This is a genomic window from Actinokineospora diospyrosa, from assembly GCF_024171925.1.
Classification (GTDB): Bacteria; Actinomycetota; Actinomycetes; order Mycobacteriales; family Pseudonocardiaceae; genus Actinokineospora; species Actinokineospora diospyrosa.
The window spans coordinates 78,977-101,882 of sequence record NZ_JAMTCO010000015.1 but is presented as its reverse complement, the minus strand read 5'-3'; the positions used below and the strand labels follow the sequence as shown (position 1 = coordinate 101,882).

The 22,906-nt window shown below is 70.9% G+C and carries 22 protein-coding genes; 16 read left to right on the top strand and 6 right to left on the bottom strand.

Going from position 1 to position 22,906, the window contains the following annotated elements; genetic code table 11:
- Positions 1-30: 30 nt before the first annotated feature.
- Positions 31-2,121, bottom strand: a complete 2,091-nt coding sequence (locus tag LV75_RS27965) for a putative bifunctional diguanylate cyclase/phosphodiesterase (RefSeq protein WP_253890176.1) — start codon at positions 2,119-2,121, stop codon at positions 31-33.
- A gap of 347 nt (positions 2,122-2,468) precedes the next feature.
- On the opposite strand from LV75_RS27965, the gene LV75_RS27960 reads away from it, so the two are divergent.
- The 6 genes from LV75_RS27960 (at position 2,469) to LV75_RS27935 (ending at position 7,722) form a co-directional block, all read left to right on the top strand.
- A complete protein-coding gene (locus LV75_RS27960) occupies positions 2,469-3,260 on the top strand; it encodes a lysozyme (RefSeq protein ID WP_253890174.1) in 792 nt (263 codons plus the stop codon).
- 11 nt (positions 3,261-3,271) lie between these two features.
- On the top strand, positions 3,272-4,180 hold the full coding sequence (locus LV75_RS27955) for a pentapeptide repeat-containing protein (RefSeq protein ID WP_308211056.1): 909 nt from the start codon (positions 3,272-3,274) through the stop codon (positions 4,178-4,180).
- Positions 4,181-4,271: 91 nt separating this feature from the next.
- Entirely contained in the window at positions 4,272-4,790 is a 519-nt protein-coding gene (locus LV75_RS27950) for a WXG100 family type VII secretion target (RefSeq protein ID WP_253890172.1), read from the top strand.
- Complete coding sequence (locus LV75_RS27945) at positions 4,791-5,576, top strand: ESX secretion-associated protein EspG (RefSeq protein ID WP_253890170.1); 786 nt, start codon at positions 4,791-4,793, stop codon at positions 5,574-5,576.
- A complete protein-coding gene (locus LV75_RS27940) occupies positions 5,573-6,895 on the top strand; it encodes an alpha/beta hydrolase family protein (protein ID WP_253890168.1) in 1,323 nt (440 codons plus the stop codon). Before LV75_RS27945 ends, LV75_RS27940 begins: the two co-directional genes overlap by 4 nt.
- A 92-nt stretch (positions 6,896-6,987) precedes the next feature.
- A complete protein-coding gene (locus tag LV75_RS27935) occupies positions 6,988-7,722 on the top strand; it encodes a hypothetical protein (protein ID WP_253890166.1) in 735 nt (244 codons plus the stop codon).
- Positions 7,723-8,599: 877 nt separating this feature from the next.
- Here LV75_RS27935 and LV75_RS27930 read toward each other — a convergent pair.
- Positions 8,600-9,070 carry an SRPBCC family protein gene (locus LV75_RS27930; protein ID WP_308211055.1) on the bottom strand — a complete coding sequence of 157 codons (471 nt, stop codon included), beginning with the start codon at positions 9,068-9,070 and terminating at the stop codon, positions 8,600-8,602.
- Positions 9,071-9,227: 157 nt separating this feature from the next.
- Between LV75_RS27930 and LV75_RS27925 the strand changes: the two genes are divergently transcribed.
- The gene (locus tag LV75_RS27925; protein WP_253890165.1) at positions 9,228-10,076 is read left to right on the top strand and encodes a helix-turn-helix domain-containing protein; all 849 of its coding nucleotides are present in this window, start codon (positions 9,228-9,230) and stop codon (positions 10,074-10,076) included.
- Here LV75_RS27925 and LV75_RS27920 read toward each other — a convergent pair.
- Positions 10,018-10,614: a type VII secretion system-associated protein gene (locus LV75_RS27920; RefSeq protein ID WP_253890164.1), complete on the bottom strand. Its 597-nt coding sequence runs from the start codon at positions 10,612-10,614 to the stop codon at positions 10,018-10,020. The two genes, LV75_RS27925 and LV75_RS27920, sit on opposite strands and share 59 nt — an antisense overlap.
- Positions 10,615-10,806: 192 nt before the next feature.
- Here LV75_RS27920 and LV75_RS27915 point away from each other — a divergent pair, with 192 nt between their 5' ends.
- From LV75_RS27915 to LV75_RS27900, 4 genes are read left to right on the top strand one after another with little or no spacing between them, the layout of a single operon-like run.
- On the top strand, positions 10,807-11,187 hold the full coding sequence (locus LV75_RS27915) for a hypothetical protein (RefSeq protein WP_253890163.1): 381 nt from the start codon (positions 10,807-10,809) through the stop codon (positions 11,185-11,187).
- Between the two features lie 47 nt (positions 11,188-11,234).
- Positions 11,235-12,557, top strand: a complete 1,323-nt coding sequence (locus LV75_RS35165; RefSeq protein WP_301319922.1) for a PPE domain-containing protein — start codon at positions 11,235-11,237, stop codon at positions 12,555-12,557.
- Entirely contained in the window at positions 12,554-13,369 is an 816-nt protein-coding gene (locus LV75_RS27905; protein WP_253890162.1) for an ESX secretion-associated protein EspG, read from the top strand. Before LV75_RS35165 ends, LV75_RS27905 begins: the two co-directional genes overlap by 4 nt.
- Before the next feature lie 8 nt (positions 13,370-13,377).
- On the top strand, positions 13,378-13,752 hold the full coding sequence (locus LV75_RS27900; protein WP_253890160.1) for a sterol carrier family protein: 375 nt from the start codon (positions 13,378-13,380) through the stop codon (positions 13,750-13,752).
- A gap of 29 nt (positions 13,753-13,781) precedes the next feature.
- Here the strand turns inward: LV75_RS27900 and LV75_RS27895 are convergent, their stop codons facing one another.
- Positions 13,782-14,426, bottom strand: coding sequence for a TVP38/TMEM64 family protein (locus LV75_RS27895; protein WP_253890158.1), 645 nt, complete (start codon positions 14,424-14,426; stop codon positions 13,782-13,784).
- A 119-nt stretch (positions 14,427-14,545) separates the two neighbouring features.
- Between LV75_RS27895 and purF the strand changes: the two genes are divergently transcribed.
- The 5 genes from purF (at position 14,546) to arfB (ending at position 19,886) form a co-directional block, all read left to right on the top strand.
- Positions 14,546-16,078, top strand: a complete 1,533-nt coding sequence (gene purF, locus LV75_RS27890) for an amidophosphoribosyltransferase (protein WP_253890156.1) — start codon at positions 14,546-14,548, stop codon at positions 16,076-16,078.
- Between the two features lie 29 nt (positions 16,079-16,107).
- On the top strand, positions 16,108-17,190 hold the full coding sequence (gene purM / locus LV75_RS27885) for a phosphoribosylformylglycinamidine cyclo-ligase (protein WP_253890154.1): 1,083 nt from the start codon (positions 16,108-16,110) through the stop codon (positions 17,188-17,190).
- Between the two features lie 946 nt (positions 17,191-18,136).
- Complete coding sequence (locus LV75_RS27880; protein ID WP_253890153.1) at positions 18,137-18,646, top strand: SigE family RNA polymerase sigma factor; 510 nt, start codon at positions 18,137-18,139, stop codon at positions 18,644-18,646.
- The gene (locus LV75_RS27875; RefSeq protein WP_253890151.1) at positions 18,643-19,413 is read left to right on the top strand and encodes a hypothetical protein; all 771 of its coding nucleotides are present in this window, start codon (positions 18,643-18,645) and stop codon (positions 19,411-19,413) included. The genes LV75_RS27880 and LV75_RS27875 overlap by 4 nt, the downstream gene beginning before the upstream one ends.
- Positions 19,414-19,457: 44 nt before the next feature.
- Positions 19,458-19,886 (top strand): alternative ribosome rescue aminoacyl-tRNA hydrolase ArfB, encoded by a 429-nt coding sequence (gene arfB / locus LV75_RS27870; RefSeq protein ID WP_372504246.1) that lies wholly within the window; start codon positions 19,458-19,460, stop codon positions 19,884-19,886.
- 783 nt (positions 19,887-20,669) lie between these two features.
- Here arfB and LV75_RS27865 read toward each other — a convergent pair.
- Positions 20,670-21,329, bottom strand: a complete 660-nt coding sequence (locus LV75_RS27865; protein WP_253890147.1) for a response regulator — start codon at positions 21,327-21,329, stop codon at positions 20,670-20,672.
- Complete coding sequence (locus LV75_RS27860) at positions 21,326-22,879, bottom strand: sensor histidine kinase (protein ID WP_253890145.1); 1,554 nt, start codon at positions 22,877-22,879, stop codon at positions 21,326-21,328. Before LV75_RS27860 ends, LV75_RS27865 begins: the two co-directional genes overlap by 4 nt.
- Positions 22,880-22,906: the final 27 nt, after the last annotated feature.

Here is a 22,906-nt window from a genome sequence, read left to right as displayed (position 1 = left end):
CCGCGCTTGGCTGCTTAGACTGAAGTTCGCCTATCGCTCCAGCCAGCGTTCGATTTCTTCGGGGCGGCCGGGTTTGGCGAAGAGCCAGCCCTGGGCGTTGTCGCAGCCGAATTCGCGTAGGCGGTCGGCTTGTTCCGGGTCTTCCACGCCTTCGGCGATGACCACGTGGCCGAGGGCGTGGGAGAGGGCGACCAGGGTGGTGACGATCTGCGCGTCGGCCGGGTCGGCTGTTGGGGAGTCCCGCAGGCCCTCCATGAAGGAGCCCGCCAGCTTGATCGCGTGCACCGGCAGGTGCCGCAGGTACGCCAGGTTCGAGTAGCCGGTGCCGAAGTCGTCGATGGCGATGCGGATGCCGAGGTCGGCCAGATCGCGCAGTGTCCTCAGTGGACCGCCCGTGGTGTTCATGATGGCGCTTTCGGTCAACTCCAGCTGGATGGTCGACGGCGGTACGTTGGCGGCTTTGATGATGGTCGCGACGTCGGCGACGAGGGTGGGTTCCTCGGTTTGGCGGGCCGCCAGGTTGACGCTGACCATGGGGGCCCGGTCGCCGTAGGCGTCGTGCCAGCGGCGGGCTTGGCGGGTGGCCTCGCGCAGGACCCATCGTCCCAAGGGGACGATCAGGCCGGTTTCCTCGGCCAGGCCGATGAACTGGTCCGGGCCGAGCCTGCCGAACTCCGGGTGGGCCCAGCGGACCAAGGCCTCCACGCCGATCAGCTGGCCGTCGCTGAGCCGGACGATGGGTTGGTAGTCCACGTAGAACTCTTCGCTCTCCACGGCAGCGGGCATCCGCGCGGACAACGTGAACCGGGCGACCTCGCGGGCGTTGCGGTCGGGGTCGTAGCTGGCCCAGCGGTTCTTGCCGTCGGCCTTGGCCCAGTACAGGGTCACGTCCGCGTCGCGCATGGTTTCCGCCGGGGTGGCGCCGTGCACAGCCCGCTCCACCAGGCCGATGCTGGCCGACACGGCGAGGCGGTGGCCGCCGATGGGGACCGGCTCGGCGAGCGCGGTCAGGACCTGCTCGGCCAGGTCGACCAGTTCGGCCCGGCCGCAGCTGTCCTCCACCAGCACCACGAACTCGTCGCCGCCCATGCGGGCGACCATCCGGCCCGGACCGGTGATCATGGCGTCCAGCCGGGCGGCCACCGCGACCAGCAGGTCGTCGCCGATGTCGTGGCCGAGGCTGTCGTTGATGACCTTGAAGCCGTCCAGGTCCAGGTAGCAGACGCCGACGCGGGTGTCGCCGCCCCTGGTGAAGGCGGCGTTGAGCCGCTCGGTGAACAGGGCCCGGTTGCCCAGGCCGGTCAGCGGGTCGTGGTTGGCCTGGTGGCGCAGCCGCTCCTCGAGCAGGTGCCGGTCGGTGATGTCCTCCAGCATGCCCACCAGGTACTGCGGCGCGCCGAGCTCGTCGCGCACCAGCGACACCGTCACGTCCGTCCACAGCGGCGACCCGTCGCAGCGGCGCAACCGCCGCTCCATCCGGTAGTGGTCGCGCGCCCCGGAGCTGACCTCGTCGAACGGCTGGCGCAGCGCCGCTGGCTCGTCCGGGTAGCGCAGGTCGTCGACGTTCATCCCGCGCAGCTGGTCGACCCGGTAGCCGAGCATCTCGGCCAGCGCGGTGTTGATCTCCAGCAGGGTGCCGTCCGCGTCGCCGATGACGATGCCGACCGCGGCCTGGTTGAACATCGCGCGGAACCGGGTCTCGCTGGCCAGCAGCGCCACCTCCGCGCCGCGCCTGGCCTCCAGCGCGGCCCTGCGGATCGTCTCCTGGTCCCGGAAGATCTTCTCCTGCATCGCGGTGGCGAACCCGGCGGCGAAGGCGCCCTGCACAGCGGGCAACAACTCCACCTTGAGGTCACCGGAACCGGTGACACGCAGGAGGTCGGCGCCGATCAGTTGCAGTGACGCTCTGAGCGTTTCCGGTCCGGCGAGCCGCATCGCCACCAGGCCTGCCCCCAGCCGCTCCACCGGCTCCGGGCTGAACCGGTCCGCCCGTAGGCTCGCCAGCAGCACCTCGGTGTACTCCCGCACCTGCTCGACCAGGCTGCGGCGGTCCATGGCGACGTAGCCCGTCTCGGTGAGCACGGCAGCCCACATGCGCGCGAACGCGTCGGCTCCGCCCACCGCTCTCCCTTCCCCACCCCCGGCTGTGCTCACGCTAGTCAACGCAAAGTCTCACCTGTTCAACGCCAGGTAGCCAGCCCGGATGCGGGGTTGGTGGCGGCAGAAGTCCTGAGTTGACATAGCGCGTTCGGCCGGCTACCCAAAGCGTCCGTACGGTGTGGACTCGGGGGCGGTGATTCACCACCTCGAACGGCGTCACCCCTGATCACCCCCACCTTGGTGAATCCTTCACGCTTAAGCGTGACAAATGGATGGTTATCCGATCACAATCGACGCACGGGCGGCTACCGCACGTACTCGACCGCCTTGCTTGGTCATTGTCTGAGCACTCGGAAAGGGCGATCAACATGTCCATTGTCCTCGGCGCGAGATCTGCCCTCGCGGCCCTGCTGTGCACCGCGGCGACCACCGCCCTCGGCGCACCGGCGAGCGCGACCGCCACGCCGACCGACCACCCGCTCGGCTCCCAGATCCGGCTGCGCGAACCGGTGTCGCGGGTGGCCGGTCCGCCCGCCGTCGCGCTCCCCGCGGTGTCGGGCATCGACGTCGCCAGCTACCAGGGCAACGTCGACTGGAAGTACTGGTGGGGCCAGGGCAAGCGCTTCGCCTACGTCAAGGCCACCGAGGGCACCGGGTACAAGAACCCCTACTTCGCCCAGCAGTACAACGGCTCCTACGACGTCGGCATGGTCCGCGGCGCCTACCACTTCGCGCTGCCCGACCGCTCGACCGGCGCCGCCCAGGCCACCTACTTCGCCACCAACGGCGGCGGCTGGTCGCGCGACGGCAAGACCCTGCCCGGCGTCGTCGACCTGGAGTACAACCCGTACGGCGCGACCTGCTACGGCAAGACCCAGGCCGCCATGGCCGCCTGGATCCGCGACTTCACCACCACCTACCGCGCCCGCGCCGGCCGCGACGCGGTGATCTACACGTCCACGAGCTGGTGGACCCTGTGCGTCGGCATCGCGTCCTTCGCCACCACGAACCCGCTGTGGGTCGCCCGCTACGCCACCGCGGTCGGCACCCTGCCGCACAACTGGCCCTACTGGACGTTCTGGCAGCACAGCTCCTCGCCGATCGACCAGAACTACTTCAACGGCGCCGTCGACCGCCTGCGGGTGCTGGCCACCGGGTAGGTTCCCCGATCGTGGGCCTGGCTTTCCTGATCACCGGACTCGTCGTGTTCGCGGCTGGTGCCGCCATCGGCCTCGGTTCGGTGATCCGCCGGGGCGCGCCCCGGGAGCGCTGGTGGCTGCTCGCGGTCGTCCTCATCTCGGTCGGGCTGCTCGGCGCGGTGTCCGGGTGGCTGCTCACCGAACCCAACGCCAACCGCGGCGAGGCGCTCAAGACCGGCGGCCTCGCCGGTGGTGCCGTCGTGGCCCTCTACGCGCTGTGGCTCAACGACCGCAGGCGCCGGGTCGAGGAGCGCCGCCAGGACATCGAGCGCCAGCGCCACGACCTGGAGAGCGACCGCACCGAGTTCGACCGGGAGCGGGTCGCCGACGAGCGCTTCGCCCGCGCCGTGGAACTGCTGGGCAACGGCGCCGACCAGGTCCGCATCGGCGCCATGCACGTGCTGCACGGCCTGGCCCGCTCGCGCCCGGCCTACACCCAGACCGTCCTCGACGTGTTCTGCTCCTACCTGCGCATCCCGTACGACCGGTCGGCGGTCTCCGAGCTGCAGGTCCGCAAGACCGCGCAACGGCTGATCACCGCCCTGCTGCCGCCCGCCGACCACCCCGGCCCGCACTTCGACCTCGACCTCACCGACGCCGACCTGGAGTACTTCGACCTCTCCAACCGCGCGATCGGCACCCTCACCCTGCGCGGCGCCCGGCTGCACCGGTCGAACGCGCTGTGGGGCTCGCAGGTCCACGGCGACGCCTGGTTCACCCTGGCCGTCAGCCACGGCATGCTGCACGCCCACGACGTGGTCTTCCACCAGCGGGCCTGGTTCAGCGGCACCCGCTTCGAGGGCCCGCTGCGCATCGAGCGCACCGAGTTCCGCGGCCGGACCACCTTCCGCGGCGCCCGGTTCCTCGAGTGGGTCCGGTGAACAGTTGACCAAGTCGCGCGCGGGCGGGAACCGGGGCGACGAGCAGGACGTCTGAACCCCCCGAGAGGTTGGCCCACAGCTGGGGGTGGACATGGCGTTCTACGGCGATCCCGACGAACTCGACCGGCTCGCCGCGCGCATCGAGCAGCGCGCCGACGAGGTCCGCACGCACGGCGCGACCATGGTCCGCCAGGCGGCGGCCATGCGCTGGAAGTCGATCGCCGCCGACCGCTGCCGGGAGGCCGTCGCCGGTGACCGCAAGGCGCTCGACGCGGTCGCCACCAAGCTCGACGAAGCGGCCGCGGTGCTGCGCAGGCACGCCCAGCAGGTGCGCGAGCTGATCGCGGCGATCAAGCGGATCGCCGACGCGGTGGTCAACTGGTTCAACAACGCCATCGACCGGTTCAACCGGGCCGTCGACCGGTTCAAAGAGGTCATGAAGGACATCGCCAACGCCGTCGCCTCCGGGCTGGGGATCAGCGGCTCGCCGCCGAGCCCGCCCCGGCCGCCGTGGGAGGGTTGGCAGTACCAGCCGCACAACCTGCCCGCCGCGGGCGACAAGCAGTGGCTGGACGTCGGCAACTTCATGCAGGCCCGGGGAGTCGCGTAGATGACCAACCCAGCACCGCGCCGGCTGACGCTCACCGCGGCCGAGTACGCGTACCTCGTGGACAAGCTCGGCGCCGACATGCCGCCGGACTGGAAGCCCGCACCCGACATCGCCGCCGTCGGCGACCTCGCCGCGAAGGGCGTCCTGCGCGACGGCGAGATCCACCCGTCGGTCGCCGCGAACGTGCGCGTCATCGCCGCGCCCAAGCTGTTCCTGGAGACCACGGCGACCGTGGGTGCGCGCGGGTCGCGCAGCCTGCACGCCATCGCTGGTGAACTGGGCGCATCGCTGTTCCTGCTGCCGGACGCGGGCGTGGAGATCTCGCTGTTCACCGCGACCGACCTCGGTCGTGAACTGGTCCGCGCGGTGCCGGGCGAGGAAGCCGGGATCGGTGCCGCGCTGGACGCCGTTGACGACGTCGAGCCGCTGAACGGGGTCGTCCCGCTGGCCGCCCTGCACGAGCTGGGTGTGGCCGACCTGCTGCGCGAGGCCGACCCGGACGCGCCGGGTTACGTGCTGGCGGAGCTGAAGCTACCCAAGGACGAGGCGGAGTTCGCGCTGCAGGTCGTGCGCCGCACCGACGGGGTGCTGCGCTGCCTGATCACCGCGCTGGTCGACGGCTCGGTCCGCAGCGCGCAGGTGCACTGGCTGCACAGCGACACCGGCTGGGTCGGCATCCGGCCCGCCGCGCACGGGGCGGCCCGCAAGCTCGTCGAACTGGTCCCGGTCGACCGGGCGGACCTCGGGGTCTGGGTGGCCCCCTACCTGGCGGAGGCGCTGGCATGAGCAACCCCGTGACCAACCTGACCGTCGGCGGCGGCGCGGGCGGCACCGAGGCGTTCTACGAGGACCTCGCCGCGATGGGCGACCTCACCGACGACATCGCGGCCGAGACCCTCGGCATCGCGGTGACCAGCCACAAGTACCTCGCCGACGCGGACCTGCTCGCCTCCGCGGTGCTCAACCCGGTCGGCGCGGCCCAGTTCGAGTTCGCGATGCTCGGCGCGCTGGACGGCCCGAGCGGGCTGACCGCGACCTCGGCGGGCATCGGCCTGCGCGGCATCACCTTCCAGGCCACCAACCAGGCGTACCACCTGGTCGACGACCTCAACGCCAAGGCGCTGGAGGCGGGCCGCTGGCTGGCGGGCGCCGCCGTGGCCACCGCGCCGGGGCTCGCGGTCGGTGCAGGCGCGTTCATCGCCGCAGACATCCTGCTCAACTACGACGGCGACTGGGAGCGCTGGCTCGTCGAGCACCCCGGCATGATCGACGACGTGCTGGGGATGACCCCGGGCGCGCTGTCCGCACTGGGGTTGCCGACCGACCTGGCGACGCTGACCGACCTCGTCGCCGCCGCGTACCCCGACGGCGACCCCCGGCTGACCGACCTCGGCATCGACAACGACCCGATCGCGGTCGACCCGCCGTCGAACCTGGGCGAGCTGTTCAACGGCCTCGACCACCGCAACGGGACCGACGCGAACATCGACATCCGGCGCGTCGTGCAGCCGGACGGCACCGTTGCCTACATCGTGGACATCCCGGGGACGAAGGTGTGGAACCTGCCGGGCGGGGACGGCGGCAGCGCCAACGACATGGGCACCAACGTCGACGCCATCGCGGGCAACCCGACCGTGCTGCAGGAGGGCATCCAGGAGGCGCTGCGCGCGGCCGGGGTGCCGAAGGACGCGCCGCTGATGCTCGTCGGCCACAGCCAGGGCGGGATCGTGGCCGCGCGGTCCGTGGACCCGTTGCTGGCGGACGGGTACAACATCACGCACGTGGTGACCGCGGGGTCGCCGGTCGGTGGGATCGCGGTGGACGAGCGGGTCCAGGTGCTGTCCCTGGAGAACAACGGCGACATCGTGCCGCACCTGGACGCGGCCGAGAACCCGGCCAGCGACAACCGGACGACGGTGAAGTTCGACCACCAGACGGGCACCATGGGTGGGAACCACGCCATCAACGGCAACTACACCGATGCGGCTCGGCAGTTGGACGCCAGCACTGATCCGTCGGTGGTTCGCTTCCGGGACAGCGCAAGTGTGTTCTTCGGTGGTGCTTCGGTGGAGACGCATCAGTACAAGGTGGATCGCCAGCCGTGAGAGTGGTTGCGGTCCTGGGGGTTCTTGGGCTGGTCCTTGCGGGGTGCTCGGAGTCCAAGTCGGTTCCGGTGACGCAGGAGTTCCAGGGGACGGTGACCGAGTTCCTGCGCGGGGTGTCCGCTGACCCCCAGTTCGAGGCGCTGACCTGCGGCAGCGTTTTCGACGGGGACCCGGACAGCAGTGTGGCCATGTGGGCTGACGCCTCGTCCTCGGTGTCGGCGGATGACTTGCTCGAAAAGGGGATCGCGGCGGGTTGGCAGCCTCAACTCCCGGTCGACAAGTGGTCGGTGATCCTTGTGGGCCCGGCCGGTATTCGGCTGGGGTTGCGCGACGGCAAGATCCGGGCGGAGAAAGCCAAGTGCTCGGTTGGTGGGCGGCACCAAGAGCTCGCGATGCCACTGCGTCCTGATCTCACGGACTCGCAGCGGGCTGCTCTGAACACCAGCTTCGGGCGGGCCGCGCGAGCTGCTGAGAAGATTGCTGCTGCGGCGGGGGTGCAGGTGGATTCGGCGGTGTTTCCGGCTTCTGGTGCACTTGATGGGGCTTCTCTGTCTACATGCGACGCCCCTTCTGGGCGGGGCGCTCAGTGGTACGCGTCGACGACGACTGATCTTGGGTCTGAGGCGGATGTGGCTCGGATCAAGCGGGATGCCATTGCTGCGCTCAAGTCTTGGAAGGTTGATCCTCGTCCGGCTCAGGCGGACTACTTCACGGCGACTATGGATGATACGAACCTGACGGTGTCGCTTGCTAAGGGCGCCAATGGGAACGTGGAGCTGGGTATTACTGCGACGACTCCTACGTGTGTGCCGCTCTCTCGGTCTTGATCGCGGGGGTTGCGGCTGTGTGAACCCCTCGGGCGGCCGCCTCGGCTTCGCCATCGGGGCCGGGGGTCGGCTCGCCTTCGGCATCGCGACCCGGGATCGGACGGCCTCGTCGCCTGGCGGCGACCTCGGCGCCCGATCCGCGATTTTCGAGCTTTGCTCGATGCGGTGGACCTGTTTTGCGCGGGGCCCCTACGACACCCGACGCAGAACCGCAAAGCAGGGGCCAAAAGACTGGCCCTGCCGCGCGGAAACGCTACGGGTGCCGTCCCCCCACACAAAACAGGTCCACCCCATCGAGCACCTGGCACCAGCGAGTCCGACTGTCCAGGCGCTGGGATGGCAGGGCAGCCGAGAGAGGGCTGAGATGGCACCGGCCGTTCCGAGTGTCCACGCGCTGGGAAAGTGGGCTGGGGCGGACCTGACGGGGGGGGCGGGTTGGCACCGCAGGGTCCGAGTGTTCAGGGGCTGGCACTGTGGGTTGAGGCGGACCTGACGGCAGCTGGGATGGCACCGGCGGATCCGAGTGTCCAGGTGTTGGGTTGGCAGGGCTGACGAGGGCGGGCTGCGTTGGTACCGGCTGTTCCGAGTGTCCAAGGTTGATCGGGTGGGTTGGGGCGGTCCTGACGGGGCGGGTTGGCACGGCTGGGGTTGGTGCCGGAGGCGCCGAGTGTCGGTTGGGCTAGCGGGGTGGTTGTCCACAACGTGTTCTGTTGTCCACAGGACGTGGTCGCTAACCCGGTTCTGTCGGGATCGGTCAATAGGCTGTATATCGGGGGCTCTTGCGGCAGATGATCTTGCGCGGGGGCGGAGTGGAGCCACCGAGTTTCGGATGGTGCCGGTGGCCTCAAGGGTGGGGCGGGCTGCCGGAGAAACCGTGTTAGGGGGTGGAGTCCAGGGCGCCTGCTACGCGGTCCATCACGGATTGCCAGTGGTCGCGTTGCCGCACGCGTTCGGCGGAGTCGGCTAGCCATTCTTGGTGGAAGCGGAGGAGGGTTTTGTCGGGGGCTTTGGCGGAGACCGTTACCTGGATGGTGGTGAAGTGGTCCCAGCCCGACGGTTTGCAGGTGACGCGGATGCGGTCTCGGTCGCGGTAGCCGCGGACGTCGCCTACGGCGCCGTCGCGGGTTGCGTATAGGGAGCCGCGGGTGGGTTGTAGTACTGCGCCGGGGCCCAGCCACAGTGAGATGCCGGTGGTTCCGCTGATCAAGTCCCACACCTTCGCCAGTGGGTGCGGCAGGGTTCGGGAGACGCCGATCTGCCAGCCTGCGTCCTGGGTGAGGCCCGGGTCGTTCACCGCGATCGGGTCGGAGCGGGTCCAGGAGTCCGCGCGGCGCAGGGGATCGGTCACGGCCCGACTATAAGTCGTGGCGGTGGCATCCCCGAGGTCATCGGCAACTATCCACCAAAGTGGCCGGTTGCCTGCCCGCCAACGGATGCCCGCAACGGATGCCCGCAACGGGTGGAGAATCTTCCGTTGCCCTGCTGGCATGTGCAAATCATGTGCCGTGAACAAACACGAGCCCACAATCCGGGCCAGGGAGTTGGGCGAGAGCATGCGGGTCGCCATGGTTCGGGCGAACCTCAACGGGGTGCGGACCTGTGCGCAGCTCGGCTGGTCCAAGAGCAAGCTGTCGCGGATGTTCCTCGGCACCCGGGGCATCTCGAGCGTCGACCTGGCCGACTTCCTGCAGGTCTGCGGTGTCACCGGCGACGAGCGGGACCGGATGCTGGCCATCTGCGACGAGCTGCGCGCCCCGACCTGGACCCGGGTGCACGGCGACCAACTGCCCCGCCACCTGCACACCCTCATCGACCACGAGGCGCAGGCCGTCGCCATCCGCGGGCTCGACGTGCTGGTGGTCCCGGCGCCGTTGCAGACCGATGACTACGCCAGGGCGCTCGTCGCCGCCGATGTGACCGTGCCAGCGGGGGAGCGGGACGCGCGGGTGGTGGCGAAGTTGACCCGGCGCCAGTTCGTGAAGCGGGACGCGGCACCCAGGTGTGTGTTCCACATCCACGAGAGCGCGCTGCGGCTGCCGGTGTGCGGGCCCGACGTCCTGGTCGACCAGGCGCGCGATCTGGTGCGCACCTGCGACCGGCCCAACGTCACCATCCGCGTCGTGCCCGCCGAGCGGGGGGTGAGCGCGGTGGCGGCCGGGTCGTTCCGGCTGCTGGAGTTCGCCGACTACAAGCCGGTCGTGTGCGTGGAGACCGAGACGTCGTGCCAGTTCGTGGCGGGGGAGGACGAGGTCGACGCCTACCGGACGGTGTTGGCCTCGCTCGCCGACCGGGCGCTCAGCCCTGGTGAATCGCGTGCCTTTCTCGCCGCGCTCGCGCAGGAGCCCGCCTGCTGACGCTCAGGTGCGCGGCGGGGATGACGGCGGTGATCGGGCCCTGCGGGTTGACCACCAGCGGGTGGCCGTGCAGCAGCGCGGCCACCTCGTCCCCGCGCACCTCGCGCCACCCCGGCCACGCGGCTGGCACGTGCGCGGGCGAGGTGCACGCGGGCACCATCACCGTCCCGTCCCGGTTCGGGAACCCGGTCACCGCTCGGTCCCGCGACGACCGCGCGAAGATCAACAATGTCGCGTCCCGCAACTCCGGCAGCAAATCCGCCTGGGGGCGGTATCTGGCGTGGATCAGCTGCAGCACCTTCTCCAACCGGTTCGACGGGACCGGCATCCGCAGCGCCGTCGGTGACGGCCGGTAGTCGCGGTTGGCGCGGAACCGCTCGGTGATCTCCCCCCGGTCGTCGACCGGGTAGGCGCCGACGACCCCCCACGGCGGCACCTCCTCGTGCCTGCCGAACTCGGGGTCGATCACATACAGCCAGCTGTTGGGGTTGGACCGGGCGCTGGCCCGCATCTCAAGGGTGATCTCCGGCTGGTCCATCATCGCCTCCCGGGCGCGGGGTGGGTGCGGCCATCCTAGAGCCGGTGCTCACGTCCGGTAACCGCAGTGGCGCTTACCGCCACCGCGCGAGGAATTCCTCACGAAGTCGACCAATAACGCGGGAACCGTTCCACGCGGCGGCTCATCAGAGATACAGTCGTCGCAAATGCACAGGACCAGGGAGTCAGTACGGTGTTTCTAGCCGATGGCGGTGGGGGTTCCGCACCTGTGGAGCCCGCGTACGCCGGTACCCAGACCCTGCGGGTTGAGCCCTCCGCCATCCCCGGCGCCCTCGCCGCGTTCCGCGAGGCACACGCCAGGGTGTCGGAGAAGGTCACCGCCCTCGACGCGCTGCGGGTCCCCGAGTGGGCCAACGACCCGGTCAGCGGCGAGACGGCGACCGAGTTCACCCAGCGCACCAACGGCGGCGGCGACGACTCCGCCAGCAAGTGCTTGCGCGGCTACCAGGAGCAGTTGCAGCGCGCGATCACCGCGCTCGAACAGGCCGAGCAGGGCTACCTGCGCACCGAGGGCACCAACTCCGCGATGTGGGGCAAGACCCACCCGGCGTGACCCGCCTCCCCTGACCGCACAGCTGTCCGACCGAGGGTGATCCGAACATGGCAATGCACCGGTGGCGCGGGTACGACCACCCCACCCTGCACACGATGATCAACGGTGGGCCCGGCCCGGCCGCGTCGACCCCGCAGACCGAGTACTGGGACGCGCTGCAGGCCGAGCTCGCCGAGATCGACGCCGACCTCAACACCAAGCTCGGCACCCTGCAGGCCAGCTGGGAAGGCGGTGCCGCCGACCAGGCGCACGCCGGGCTGACCCCGCTGCAGGCGTGGGCGACCGACGCGCAGACCGGTGCCTCCGGCATGCGCGCGTCGACCGAGTACCAGGCCGACATCGTCGCCAGGGCGCGCGCGGAGATGCCCGAGCCGGTGGAGGTGACCACCCCGGCGCCCTCCGGTTGGTCGAAGCTCGCCGCGGGTGCGGCGCTGCTGACCGGCAACCCCGGCCCGGCCGCCGTCGTCGTCAACCAGGCGCAGGACCACGAAGCCCAGGAGGCGGCCCAGGACGCCGCTTCCCAGAAGGCCGTGGACGCCATGGACAGCTACCAGTCCAGCAGCAACTTCAACACCAACACGCTCGGCGAGTTCGTACCGCCGCCGGACGTGGTCGTCTCCACCCCGGAACCCTCCGGTGGCACCGGGTACGCCGTCGGCCACTTCGTGTCGAACTTCTCCGGTGCCAACGGCGACTCGGGCACCAGCACCGCCGGTTACGCCCCGAGCAACGTGGGTCACTTCGGCGGTAGCAACCACGTCGCGCCCAACGGCGGCGGCAACGGCGGCTCCTTCACCCACCCCGGCGCGCTTCCCGCGCCCACCACGCCGTCCGGCTACGTGCGGCCGAATGGTTCAACCACGCCGTCCGGCTGGGCGCCGCCGATCGGTGGCGACGGCCCGAAGCTGAACTTCAACCAGTTCACCAACAACCCGAGCACCGGTGTTGGCGGCGGCCAGCTCAACCAGAACGGCGGCACCGGCAACTTCAACGGCACCCTGAACGTGACCGGTGGCGTCAACGGCGCCGAGGGCACCAGGTCCGGCGGTGGGCTCAACGGCAAGGGCGGCGCGGGCTCGTCGATCGGCACCCCCGGTGCGACAGGCGAAAGCGCGCGGCAGGGCGGTCAGCTCGGTCGCGGCGGCATGTCCGGTGCGGGCGGGTTCGGCGCGGGCGACAACGTGATGGGCACCCGCGGCAACGCCGCGGCTGTCGGCAAGGGCGGCCTCGGTGGTCCCGGCGGCGCGAACCGCGCCAACGGCGAGGACGACGAGGAGGAGTTCGAGACCGCGAGCTACCTCGTGGAGACCGACGACGTCTTCGGCGACGAGCGCGCGGTCTCGCAGGCCGTCCTCGGCGCCGACGAATGACCGCGTTCGGCGTCGTGGCTGAGGTGACGAGCACCCCCGTGTCGCTCTCCGCGCTGGAGTTCGACGTGCTGTGGGAGCACCTGGCCCCGGGGAGCATGCCCCTGGTGGTCAAGGTGCCCTCACCGGGCAAGACGTACGAGGAGCGCGCCGAGATCGAGGAGCGCGTCTGGGCCGACCTCGAGCAGCGCGGGCTCGGCCGCAAGGTCGACGTGCACCCCGAGGTCGAGCACCTGGTCCGGCTGCTGGCCCGCCCCGACCGCGAGGTCGACGGCCGCACCTGGGTCGGCGCGGGGGTCCGGCTGCTGGCGTGCGCCACCGGTCGCGACGAGGCCGCGCTCGCGGTGCTCAGCGACGACCGGATCACGCTCAGCCGCACCTCACCGGTCGGCTTGGCGGCCGCCGCGATCGGCGTGCTCCCCGCCTGGCAGGCGGGCCCCGGCACGTCGATCACGTTGCGCACCGACGACTTCGAGGCCGCGGCCAAGAGCGCCGACGGGACGCAGAAGAGCTTCGAGCTCGCCCTGCTGGCCCGTGGCGTGCGCGACGCGGACGCCACCGCGCTGACCGAGATGATCGGCGACGTGCAGGGCACCGGGAACTTCGGTGCGGCGGCCCGCGACCGGCTCGGCAGGCGGGTGCGGGCGGACCGGGTCGTGTCGTTCTTCGACACCGCGGCCGGTCGCTACGTCCAGGTCCGCCGCGCCGCGCCGGACAAGTCGCTGTGGACGACCATCTCGCCCGCGGACACCCGCAAGCTGGTGCACCTGGTCGAGGAGGTCCTCGACGAGGTCGTCCGCGACGTCGAGGACTAGCCGGACCGGTGCCGCGCAAGAGCATCGACCCCGCTGAGCTGCGCGCCGCCGTCGCGGCCACCCTCGAGTGGCTCGACGGCGGCGACCAACCCGCCCGACCCGTGCTCGCCGCGGCGGTCCGGTTGAGCCTGCGCACCTTGGAGCAGGACGCGCCGGGGCACAGCGTCGAGGTGCGGGTGCCGCCGTTCGCGGCCGTGCAGTGCGTGGAAGGCCCCCGGCACACCCGGGGGACGCCGCCGAACGTCGTCGAGATGGATCCGCGGACCTGGCTGGAGCTCGCGGTCGGCCGGACGGGGTGGGACGCCGCGCTGACCGGGGGCCGCGTCGCCGCCTCGGGCGCGCGCGCCGACCTGTCCGGACTGCTGCCGTTGCTGCGGTTCTAGCCAGCGGCGGTCCTAGGTTCTAGCCGGTTCTAGGCGTCGACCAGCGGCTTGGTGCGGCGCATGACCAGCACGAACCCGATGGCCCCGACCACGGCCAACACCCCGTAGGCGACCAGCAGCGCCGGTGGCGTGGTGCCGGTGAGCGCGTCGCCGAGGAAGACCGCCGCGGCGGTGCCCGGCAGGCTGCCGATGAAGGTCCCCAGCAGGAACGGCCTGGTCTCGACGGTGGCGAGCCCGCAGCAGTAGTTCATCGGGGCGAACGGGATCATCGGCACCAGCCGCAGCGAGATGATCGCGCCGAGGCCGCCACCGGAGAGCCGGGCGTTCACCGCGCGCACCACACCGCGCTCCAGGTGCCGCTCCACCCAGCGCCTGCCCAGGCCCCTGGCCAGCCAGAACGCCAACCCGGACGCGATCACCGTCGCCACCATGGCGACCGCGACCCCGGCGGGGCCACCCAGCAGCAGACCCGCGGACAGGTTGAACACGGTGCGCGGGATGGGCGCGACGGTGAACAGCGCGTAACCGACCAGGAAGAGCACCGGGGTCGCCCAACCGAGGCCCGCCGCCCAGGTCCGCACCTGCACCGGGCTCGGGATCGGGATCAGCGAACCGATCACGACGAGCACCACGACGGCGGCCAACAGGATGAGCAGAGCGCGACGACCGGGCACCCCAACACGGTAATGGCAACCCGCGGTGGGTGACGTGCCCCACCTTCCGGTGGTCTTGGGTACGCGGAGCAGCGCTTACACTGGGGTGCAGCCCTCACTCCGTCCACAGGGAGCGCTTGGTGGCCGACCAGTTCACGACTGGCCCTATCCCCTCTTTCGACCAGCCCGAGCCCGAACCCCGCGAGGAATGCGGAGTTTTCGGCGTCTGGGCCCCGGGCGAAGAAGTGGCGAAACTCACCTACTACGGTCTGTACGCGCTCCAACACCGCGGGCAGGAGGCGGCGGGCATCTCGGTCGCCGACGGCCACCAGATCGTGGTGTTCAAGGACCTCGGCCTGGTGAGCCAGGTCTTCGACGAGCAGGTGCTGTCCTCGCTGCGCGGCCACGTCGCCGTCGGCCACTGCCGGTACTCGACCACCGGGTCCACCACCTGGGAGAACGCCCAGCCCACGTTCCGCACCACGGCCACCGGTAGCGGGCTCTCGCTCGGCCACAACGGGAACCTGGTCAACACCGCCGAACTGCGCGACCGCGCCGCTGAACTCGGCGTGAAATCGCGCAACGGCGCGACGACCGACTCCGACATCATGACCGCGCTGCTGGCCGCGAGCGCCGCGGACAAGGGCCTCGAGCAGGCCGCGCTGGAGGTCCTGCCCACCATCCGCGGCGCGTACTGCCTGGTCTTCTCCGACGAGTCGACCCTCTACGCCGCGCGCGACCCGCACGGGGTCCGACCGCTGGTGCTCGGCCGCCTGGAGCGCGGCTGGGTCGTGGCGAGCGAGACCGCCGCGCTGGACATCGTCGGTGCCTCCTTCGTCCGCGAGGTCGAGCCGGGCGAGCTGATCGCCATCGACACCGACGGCCTGCGCTCGTCGCGCTTCGCCAGCCCGGAGCCGAAGGGCTGCCTGTTCGAGTACGTCTACCTCGCCCGACCGGACACCTCGATCTCCGGCCGGTCGGTGCACGCGACCCGGGTCGAGATCGGTCGACGGCTGGCCGTCGAGCACCCGGTCGAGGCCGACCTCGTCGTCCCGGTCCCGGAGTCGGGCACGCCTGCGGCCATCGGCTACGCGCAGGGCAGCGGCATCCCGTTCGGCACGGCCCTGGTGAAGAACGCCTACGTCGGCCGCACCTTCATCCAGCCGTCGCAGACCATCCGCCAGCTCGGCATCCGGCTCAAGCTCAACCCGCTGCGCGACGTCATCCGCGGCAAGCGGCTCATCGTGGTCGACGACTCGGTCGTGCGCGGCAACACCCAGCGCGCCCTGGTCCGGATGCTGCGCGAGGCGGGCGCGCTCGAGGTGCACGTGCGGATCGCGTCCCCGCCGGTGCAGTGGCCCTGCTTCTACGGCATCGACTTCGCCTCCCGCGCCGAGCTGGTCGCCAACGGCCTCGACCTCGACGGGATCCGCCGCTCGATCGGCGCCGACTCGCTGGGCTACGTCTCGCTCGACGCGCTGATCGCCGCCAGCGAGCAGCCCAAGACCCGGCTCTGCGCGGCCTGCTTCACCGGCGAGTACCCGATCGAACTGCCCGACGACGCCCTCATCGGCAAGCACCTGCTGGAGGGCATCGAGAAGGGTGTGGCGGGCTCCGCCGCGCCGCTGCAGCCAGCCGGGTACGGTGCCGAGGACGCCCTCCGGCGTCCGTGAAGTCCTGACCCTCCGACCTGATTCGAGCCATGACTGAGACCAGCTCCCCCGAGTCCAACGCCACCTACGCCGCCGCTGGCGTGAGCATCGAAGCAGGTGACGAGGCGGTCGAGAAGCTCAAGCCGTGGGCGGCCAAGGCCAACCGGCCAGAGGTGCTCGGCGGGATCGGCGGGTTCGCCGGGCTGTTCAAGCTGCGGCTCGACCGCTGGAAGGAACCGGTGCTGGCGTCGTCGACCGACGGCGTCGGCACCAAGATCGCCATCGCCCAGGCGCTGGACATCCACGACACGGTCGGGGTCGACCTGGTGGCGATGGTGGTCGACGACCTGGTGGTGTGCGGGGCGGAGCCGCTGTTCCTGCAGGACTACATCGCGGTCGGCAAGGTGCTGCCGGATCGGATCGCGGCCCTGGTCAAGGGCATCAGCGAGGGCTGCGTCCAAGCGGGCTGCGCCCTGCTCGGCGGCGAAACCGCCGAACACCCCGGCCTCATGTCCGACGGCGCCTACGACCTCTCCGCCACCGGCGTCGGCGTCGTGGAGGCCGACCAGATCCTCGGCCCGGACCGCGTCCGCCCCGGCGACGTGCTCATCGGCATGGCCTCCTCCGGCCTGCACTCCAACGGGTACTCGCTGGCCAGGCACGTACTGCTGCAGATCGGCCGCATCCCGCTCTCGGGCCACGTCGAGGAGTTCGGCCGCACCCTGGGCGAGGAGATGCTGGAGCCGACCCGCATCTACGCCAAGGACTGCCTGGCCCTGGCCGCGGAGACCGAGGTCCGCACCTTCGCCCACATCACCGGCGGCGGCCTGGCGGCCAACCTCGCCAGGGTCATCCCGCACGGCCTGCACGCCCTGCTGGACCGCGGCACCTGGACCCCCCAGCCGGTCTTCTCCCTCATCGCCCAACGCGGCCGGGTCGCCCGCGAGGAGATGGAACGCACCTTCAACATGGGCGTCGGCATGGTCGCGGTGGTAGCCCCCGAGGACGTGGACCGAGCCCTGGCCATCCTCACCGCCCGCCACGTCCCCTCCTGGATCCTCGGCGAAGTCCGCCCCGCCGACGACACCTCCGCCCCCCGCTCCGAACTCCACGGCGACCACCCGCGCTTCTAACCCCGGTTCCTTCCCCAGCCCACCGCGGCTCTCTTCGGCGACCCCACATCCGCCCTAGTCCTCTGCGGCAACCCCGCCAACCCCACTCCGCCCGCCAGCGACGCCCCCCGGGAACCCCACTCCGCTCCAACGCCCCTGCCCGCCCCCGGCGAGCTCACCTCACCCCGGCAACCCCGCCACCCCTCCGGCGAGTCCGCTTACCTCCGGCGACCCCGCCCATCCCCAGGCGGCCCTGCCTCACCTCAGCGACCCCGCCCACCCCGGGCGGCTCCGCCTCACCACCGGCGGCTCCGCCGCCCCTCCGGCGACCCCGCCGGAACCCGCTTCGCGCGCGGTCCCGACTCCAGCCCGGCCCCCACCCTCTCCGGGGGGCGACCCCGGTGCCAGTCTACCGACCCCCACCGACAGTCGATCTTGAAACAGCGCGCCAGAGATCCACATGTGGATAACTTCTGTCGCTGAACCGGGTGAATATCGGGACGGCGTGGTGGCGTTGACCAGGGGATACGTAAACGAGGTGGCCTGCGGCCTTGCGTATGGGCCGAAGTCGTTCACGGATGATCAAATAGGTCTAGAAGCGGCGGTCTCGATCGAAGCGGCGACATATCCGACCGCGCGAACTGGCCCCACACGCACCAAGCACCCCAGGTCCGTCCACAACCGGCGGCCATCCCCCAGCACTCCACGGCGGCCTAAGAGCGGTCCCCGCGCGGGTCGGGGGCGCAGCCCCCACCCTCACCGGGGGGCGGCCCCAGGGCCAGTCTACTAGGCCCCACCGACAGTGGATCTTGGGAAGTGGGGGGCGAAGATCGACATGTGGATAACTTCTGTCACTGGACTGGGTGATGTTTTGGTCGATAGTGGGCGGGAGGGCCGGTCGGGAAGTGGGAGGCAACCTGGTGGGCCGCCGGTCCGTATTACCTGGTGGAGCTAGGGAGGTGTGTCAGTGCCTGACCGGGACGCGGAGTTCGGGGAGTACCTCGAGAGCCGGGCCACTGTCATGCGCCGGACCGCCTTCCTGCTCAGTGGTGGTGACTGGCACCGCGCGGAGGACCTGGTGCAGACGACGCTCGCGAAGATCTACGTGGCTTGGCCCCGGCTCAACCGCGACGGCAGCGTTGACGCGTATTCGCGCAAGGTGATGGTGCGGGCGGCGATCGACGAGTCCCGGCGGGCGTTCCGGCGGCGGGAGAGCGTGGTCGAGCGGTTGCCCGAGGTCGGCGTCGAGGCGAGTGGGGTCGACGACGCGGTGGATGTTCGGCGGGCGTTGGCGCAGCTCCCGGCTGGTCAGCGCGCGGTGGTGGTGCTCAGGTACTGGGAGGACCTGTCGGTCTCGGAGACCGCGCAGGCACTGGGCAAGAGTGAAGGGACGATCAAGAGCCAGGCCGCCAAGGGGTTGGCCTCGTTGCGCAGGCTGCTGGCCGGTGGGCGGGTCCTGGTGGAGGGGCAACTGTGACCGACAACGTGCGTGACCTGCTCGGCAAGGCGTTCGGCGACGAGCCGCCGCTGGGGATCGATCGCGAGGTCATCGTCGCTGACGGCAGGCGACGGCTGCGGCGCCGCAGGGCGACCGCGACCGGCGGGGTCGCCGCTGCCGTCGCGGTGGTGGTGTTCGGGACGGCGGTGTTGACCAACGGTGCTTTGGGGCTCAGTCAGCCGGAGGTGCTCCCCGCTGCGCCGTTGTCTTCGGACACCGCACCCACGACGCCACCTGTGTCGTCGATCGCGCCCAAGGCGCCGCAGACGACGACCACACCGTTGCCCGCCAACACCTATGCCCCCCGGCCAGCCGACCTGTTGCGCACCGCGAGTTTGCCGTGGCCCGCCGAGGTGTCGTTGCGACCCCAGCGGCCCGGGCACCAGTGGTACGAGTTCGACGACAGCGGTGAGGCGAGCATCGTCCTGGAGACCCCGAAGGGGCCTCGGCTGCTCCTGGTCAGGGTTTACTTCACCGCGGCACAAGAGCACATGATCGAGTGCATCAACGCGCAGAACTACAAGCCGTTGCCCGACTGCACGGTTGCGGTGATCAACGGTGCGAAGGTGCGCATCAACAAGGACGTCCCGCCGGATGGCCCCACGGTCGTCATGGTCACCGCCGACCGGCTCGACGGCTCCACCGTCGAGGTGATGGAGACCGCCGGTCTCGACGGGTTGCGGCACCAGGTGATGCCCGACTCGACCCTCGTGCGGATCGCCACCCTCCCCGGGCTCGTCGCGTAGCCTCCCGGCGAAACCCGGTTGCCCGGTCAGGCATCCTGTTGAGCGTGCCTGAGGAATTGGTGGTGTCCCCGACGCTGGTCGTACCGGCGGCCGAACTGCATGAGCGCTTCTCCCGCTCATCCGGCCCCGGCGGCCAGGGCGTCAACACCGCCGACAGCCGGGTGGAGCTGTCGTTCGACGTGCTCCGGTCACCGTCCATTCCGGACCACTTACGCCCGCGGCTGCTCGCCCGCCTGGCCAACCGCCTGGTCGACGGCGTCGTGACCATCGCGGCCAGCGAGTACCGCGCCCAGTTGGCCAACCGCGCCGCCGCCCGCGACCGCCTCGCCGCCCTCCTCCGCCAAGCCGCCGCCCCGCCGCCGCCCTCGCGCCGCGACACCAAGCCCTCCCGCGGCTCCCGCGAACGCCGTCTCACCGACAAGAAGCGCCGAGCCCGCACCAAACAGTCCCGCCAACGCCCCCACGACGACTGATCTCCCAGGTAAACCCCACAATCCCCTTGCGACTCACCACCGCGACTTCACCCGTTCCAGTGACAGAAGTTATCCACATGTCGATCTTCGCCCCCCACTTCCCAAGATCCACTGTCGGTGGGGCCTAGTAGACTGGCCCTGGGGCCGCCCCCCGGTGAGGGTGGGGGCTGCGCCCCCGGACCCGCGCGCGGGGGGAGCTGCGCGGGACCGCTCTTAGGCCGCTGTGGAGTGCTGGGGGATGGCCGCCGGTTGTGAGCGGGCCTGGGGGCGGTTGGCGCGGGCGATGTGTTGGTGCGGGGCCAGTTCGCGCGGTCGGATGTGCCGCCGTTTCGGTCGTTGGCGCGGATTCGGGGCCTGTTTGATCACCTGTTTACGACTTCGGCCCATGCGCAAGGCTGCGGGCCACCTCGTTTACGTATTCCCTGGTCAACGCCACCATGCCGCACCGATATTCACCCGGTTCAGCGACAGAAGTTATCCACATGTGGATCTCTGGCGCGCTGTTTCAAGATCGACTGTCGGTGGGGGTCGGTAGACTGGCACCGGGGTCGCCCCCCGGAGAGGGTGGGGGCCGGGCTGGAGTCGGGACCGCGCGCGTGGGGAGTTGCTGGGGCGGGTTTTGGGGTGTGGCAAGGGTTGTGGGGGTAGGTCTGCCGCGCTGGGGTGGTTGCGGAGGCTGAGGTGTGCGGTCGGTCCGAAGGGGGAGTGCGGGGTGAGGTCATGGATCAGGGGGGAGCGGCGGGTGGCTGAGGTGGGGACAGGCGCTCGGGTTGCGGGGAGGGGTTAGCGCGGGCGGTAGCGGCGTTCGGGGCGGCCGGTGCCGCCGTAGCGGAGGTGGACTTGGGCTTGGCCGGTGGTGACGAAGTGTTCCAGGTAGCGGCGGGCGCTCACGCGGGAGAGTTGGGTGGCGGCGGCGCATTCAGCGGCGGAGATGTCGGGGGTGGCGGACTGGAGGACCGCTGTCACCAGGGTGGCGGTTTGCGGGGTCAGGCCTTTGGGGAGGGCCGACCGGGGGCGGGCGCCGAATACCTCGTCGGCGGCGGCTTGGTCGGCGCTGGTGAGTTCGCCGAGGCGGGTGTGCAGGGCGGCGAAGTGGCGGAGTTGGTCGTGCAGCGCCGTGTAGGAGAACGGTTTGATCAGGTAGTGCAGTGCGCCGCCGCGTTGGGCGGTGCGGAGGGTTTCCACGTCGGTGGCGGCGCTGATGACGATGACGTCCGGGTCGGTGGGGCCGTTGCGGAGTTCGCGCAGGACCTCCAGGCCGCCCATGTCGGGTAGGTAGATGTCGAGCAGCACCAGGTCCGGGCGCAGGCGCGCGGCCGAGGCCAAGGCCTGGGCGCCGTTGTGGGCCACGCCAGCGACCACGAACCCCGGGGTGCGGTCGATGTATCCACTGTGGACCTTCGCGACCATGAAGTCGTCGTCCACCACCAGAACGCTGATCACTCGGGCACCTCCGGCAACCGGGCCGTGAACACCGCGCCGTCGACCTCGACCGAACCGCCGCGGCGCAGGCAAGCCTGGCGGGTCAGGGCCAAGCCCAACCCGCGCTGCCCGCCCTCCTCCGCCGCCTTCGTCGTGAACCCGTGCCGGAACACCTCCGAGGCGATGTCCGGTGTCACACCAGGACCGGAGTCGCGCACCACCACCCGCACCGCACAGTCCTCATGCGACAGTGACACCTCGATCCACCCGCCCCCACCGCGCACCGCGTCGAGCGCGTTGTCCACCAGGTTTCCCAGCACTGTCACCAGATCCGCCGACAACTGCTCGTCCACCCGACCCAGCCCGCTCGACGGCGCGAGGCGCAGCCCCACCGCCTGCTCGGCCGCCAAGCTCGCTTTCGCGACCAGCAGCGCCGCCACCGCCGGGTCCGCCACGTGCGCGCTGACCTCCGACTGCCAGGCCGACCGGGTGTGGCTGACCCGGTCGACGAAGCGGCGGACCTCGTCGTACTCGCCGAGTTCGATCAGGCCCGCGATGGTGTGCAGCCGGTTCGAGAACTCGTGGGCCTGCGCCCGCAACGTGTCCGTGGTGGCGCGGTTGGCGTCCAACTCGTGCCGCAGCGCGACGATCTCGGTGCGGTCGCGCAAGGTCACCACCGAACCGGTCGCGCCGTCGCGCGGGCCGATCGGCATCCGGTTCATGATCAGGACCCGGCCCCGGCGCAGGACGATCTGGTCGGCGCCCGCCGCGCGGCCGGTGAGCACGTCCAGGGCGCGGTCGTTGAACTCGAAGTCGGTGATCGGGTGCCCGACGGCGTCGTCCGGCAGCGACAGCAGGGTCCTGGCGTGGTCGTTGACCAGGGTGAGCCTGCCCTGCGGGTCCAGGCCGACCACGCCCTCCTTGATCCCGTGCAGCATCGCCTCCCGGTGCTCGACCAACCCGGCGATCTCGGTCGGCTCCAGGCCCAGCGTCTGCCGCTTCACCCGCCGCGCGACCAGCAACGACCCGACCACCCCCAGCACCGTCGCGATGCCCAGGATCAGCAGCGCCTCGCCGGGGGAGTGCACCACGCCCGCCACGAACGAGGGCAGGTCGGCGGCCGCGGCGACGATCCCGATCACCCGGCCGTCGTCGCCGATCACCGGGACATGTGCGACCAGGTCGCCGCCGACTTCGCCGACCCACGACCGTCCCGATTGGACGGTGCTCGACCCGACCGGCAGCGCCGCGCCGACCTGCGACGGGTCCGGCGAGGTCAGCACCCGCAGGTCGGGCAACGCGATCAGCACCCCGTCGGCGCCGGACAGGCTGCGCGCGCTCTCGGCGAACGGCGGCAGTTGGTGGTAGCGCAGCGGGTCGGCCAGCGCGGCCCGCACCCCGGGGGTCGCGGCCACGTCCTCGGCGACCGACAGCATCCGCCGCCCCTCCGTCGCCTGGAACGCCGAGCGCGACTGGATCGCCGAGAACACCGCGACGGCGGCGAGCAGGGTCAGCACGACCACCACCTGCCAGCCGAGCAGTTGGCGCGCCAGCGAGCCCCGTCCAGCCATCGCACCAGTGTGCCCCGGCCGGGCCCG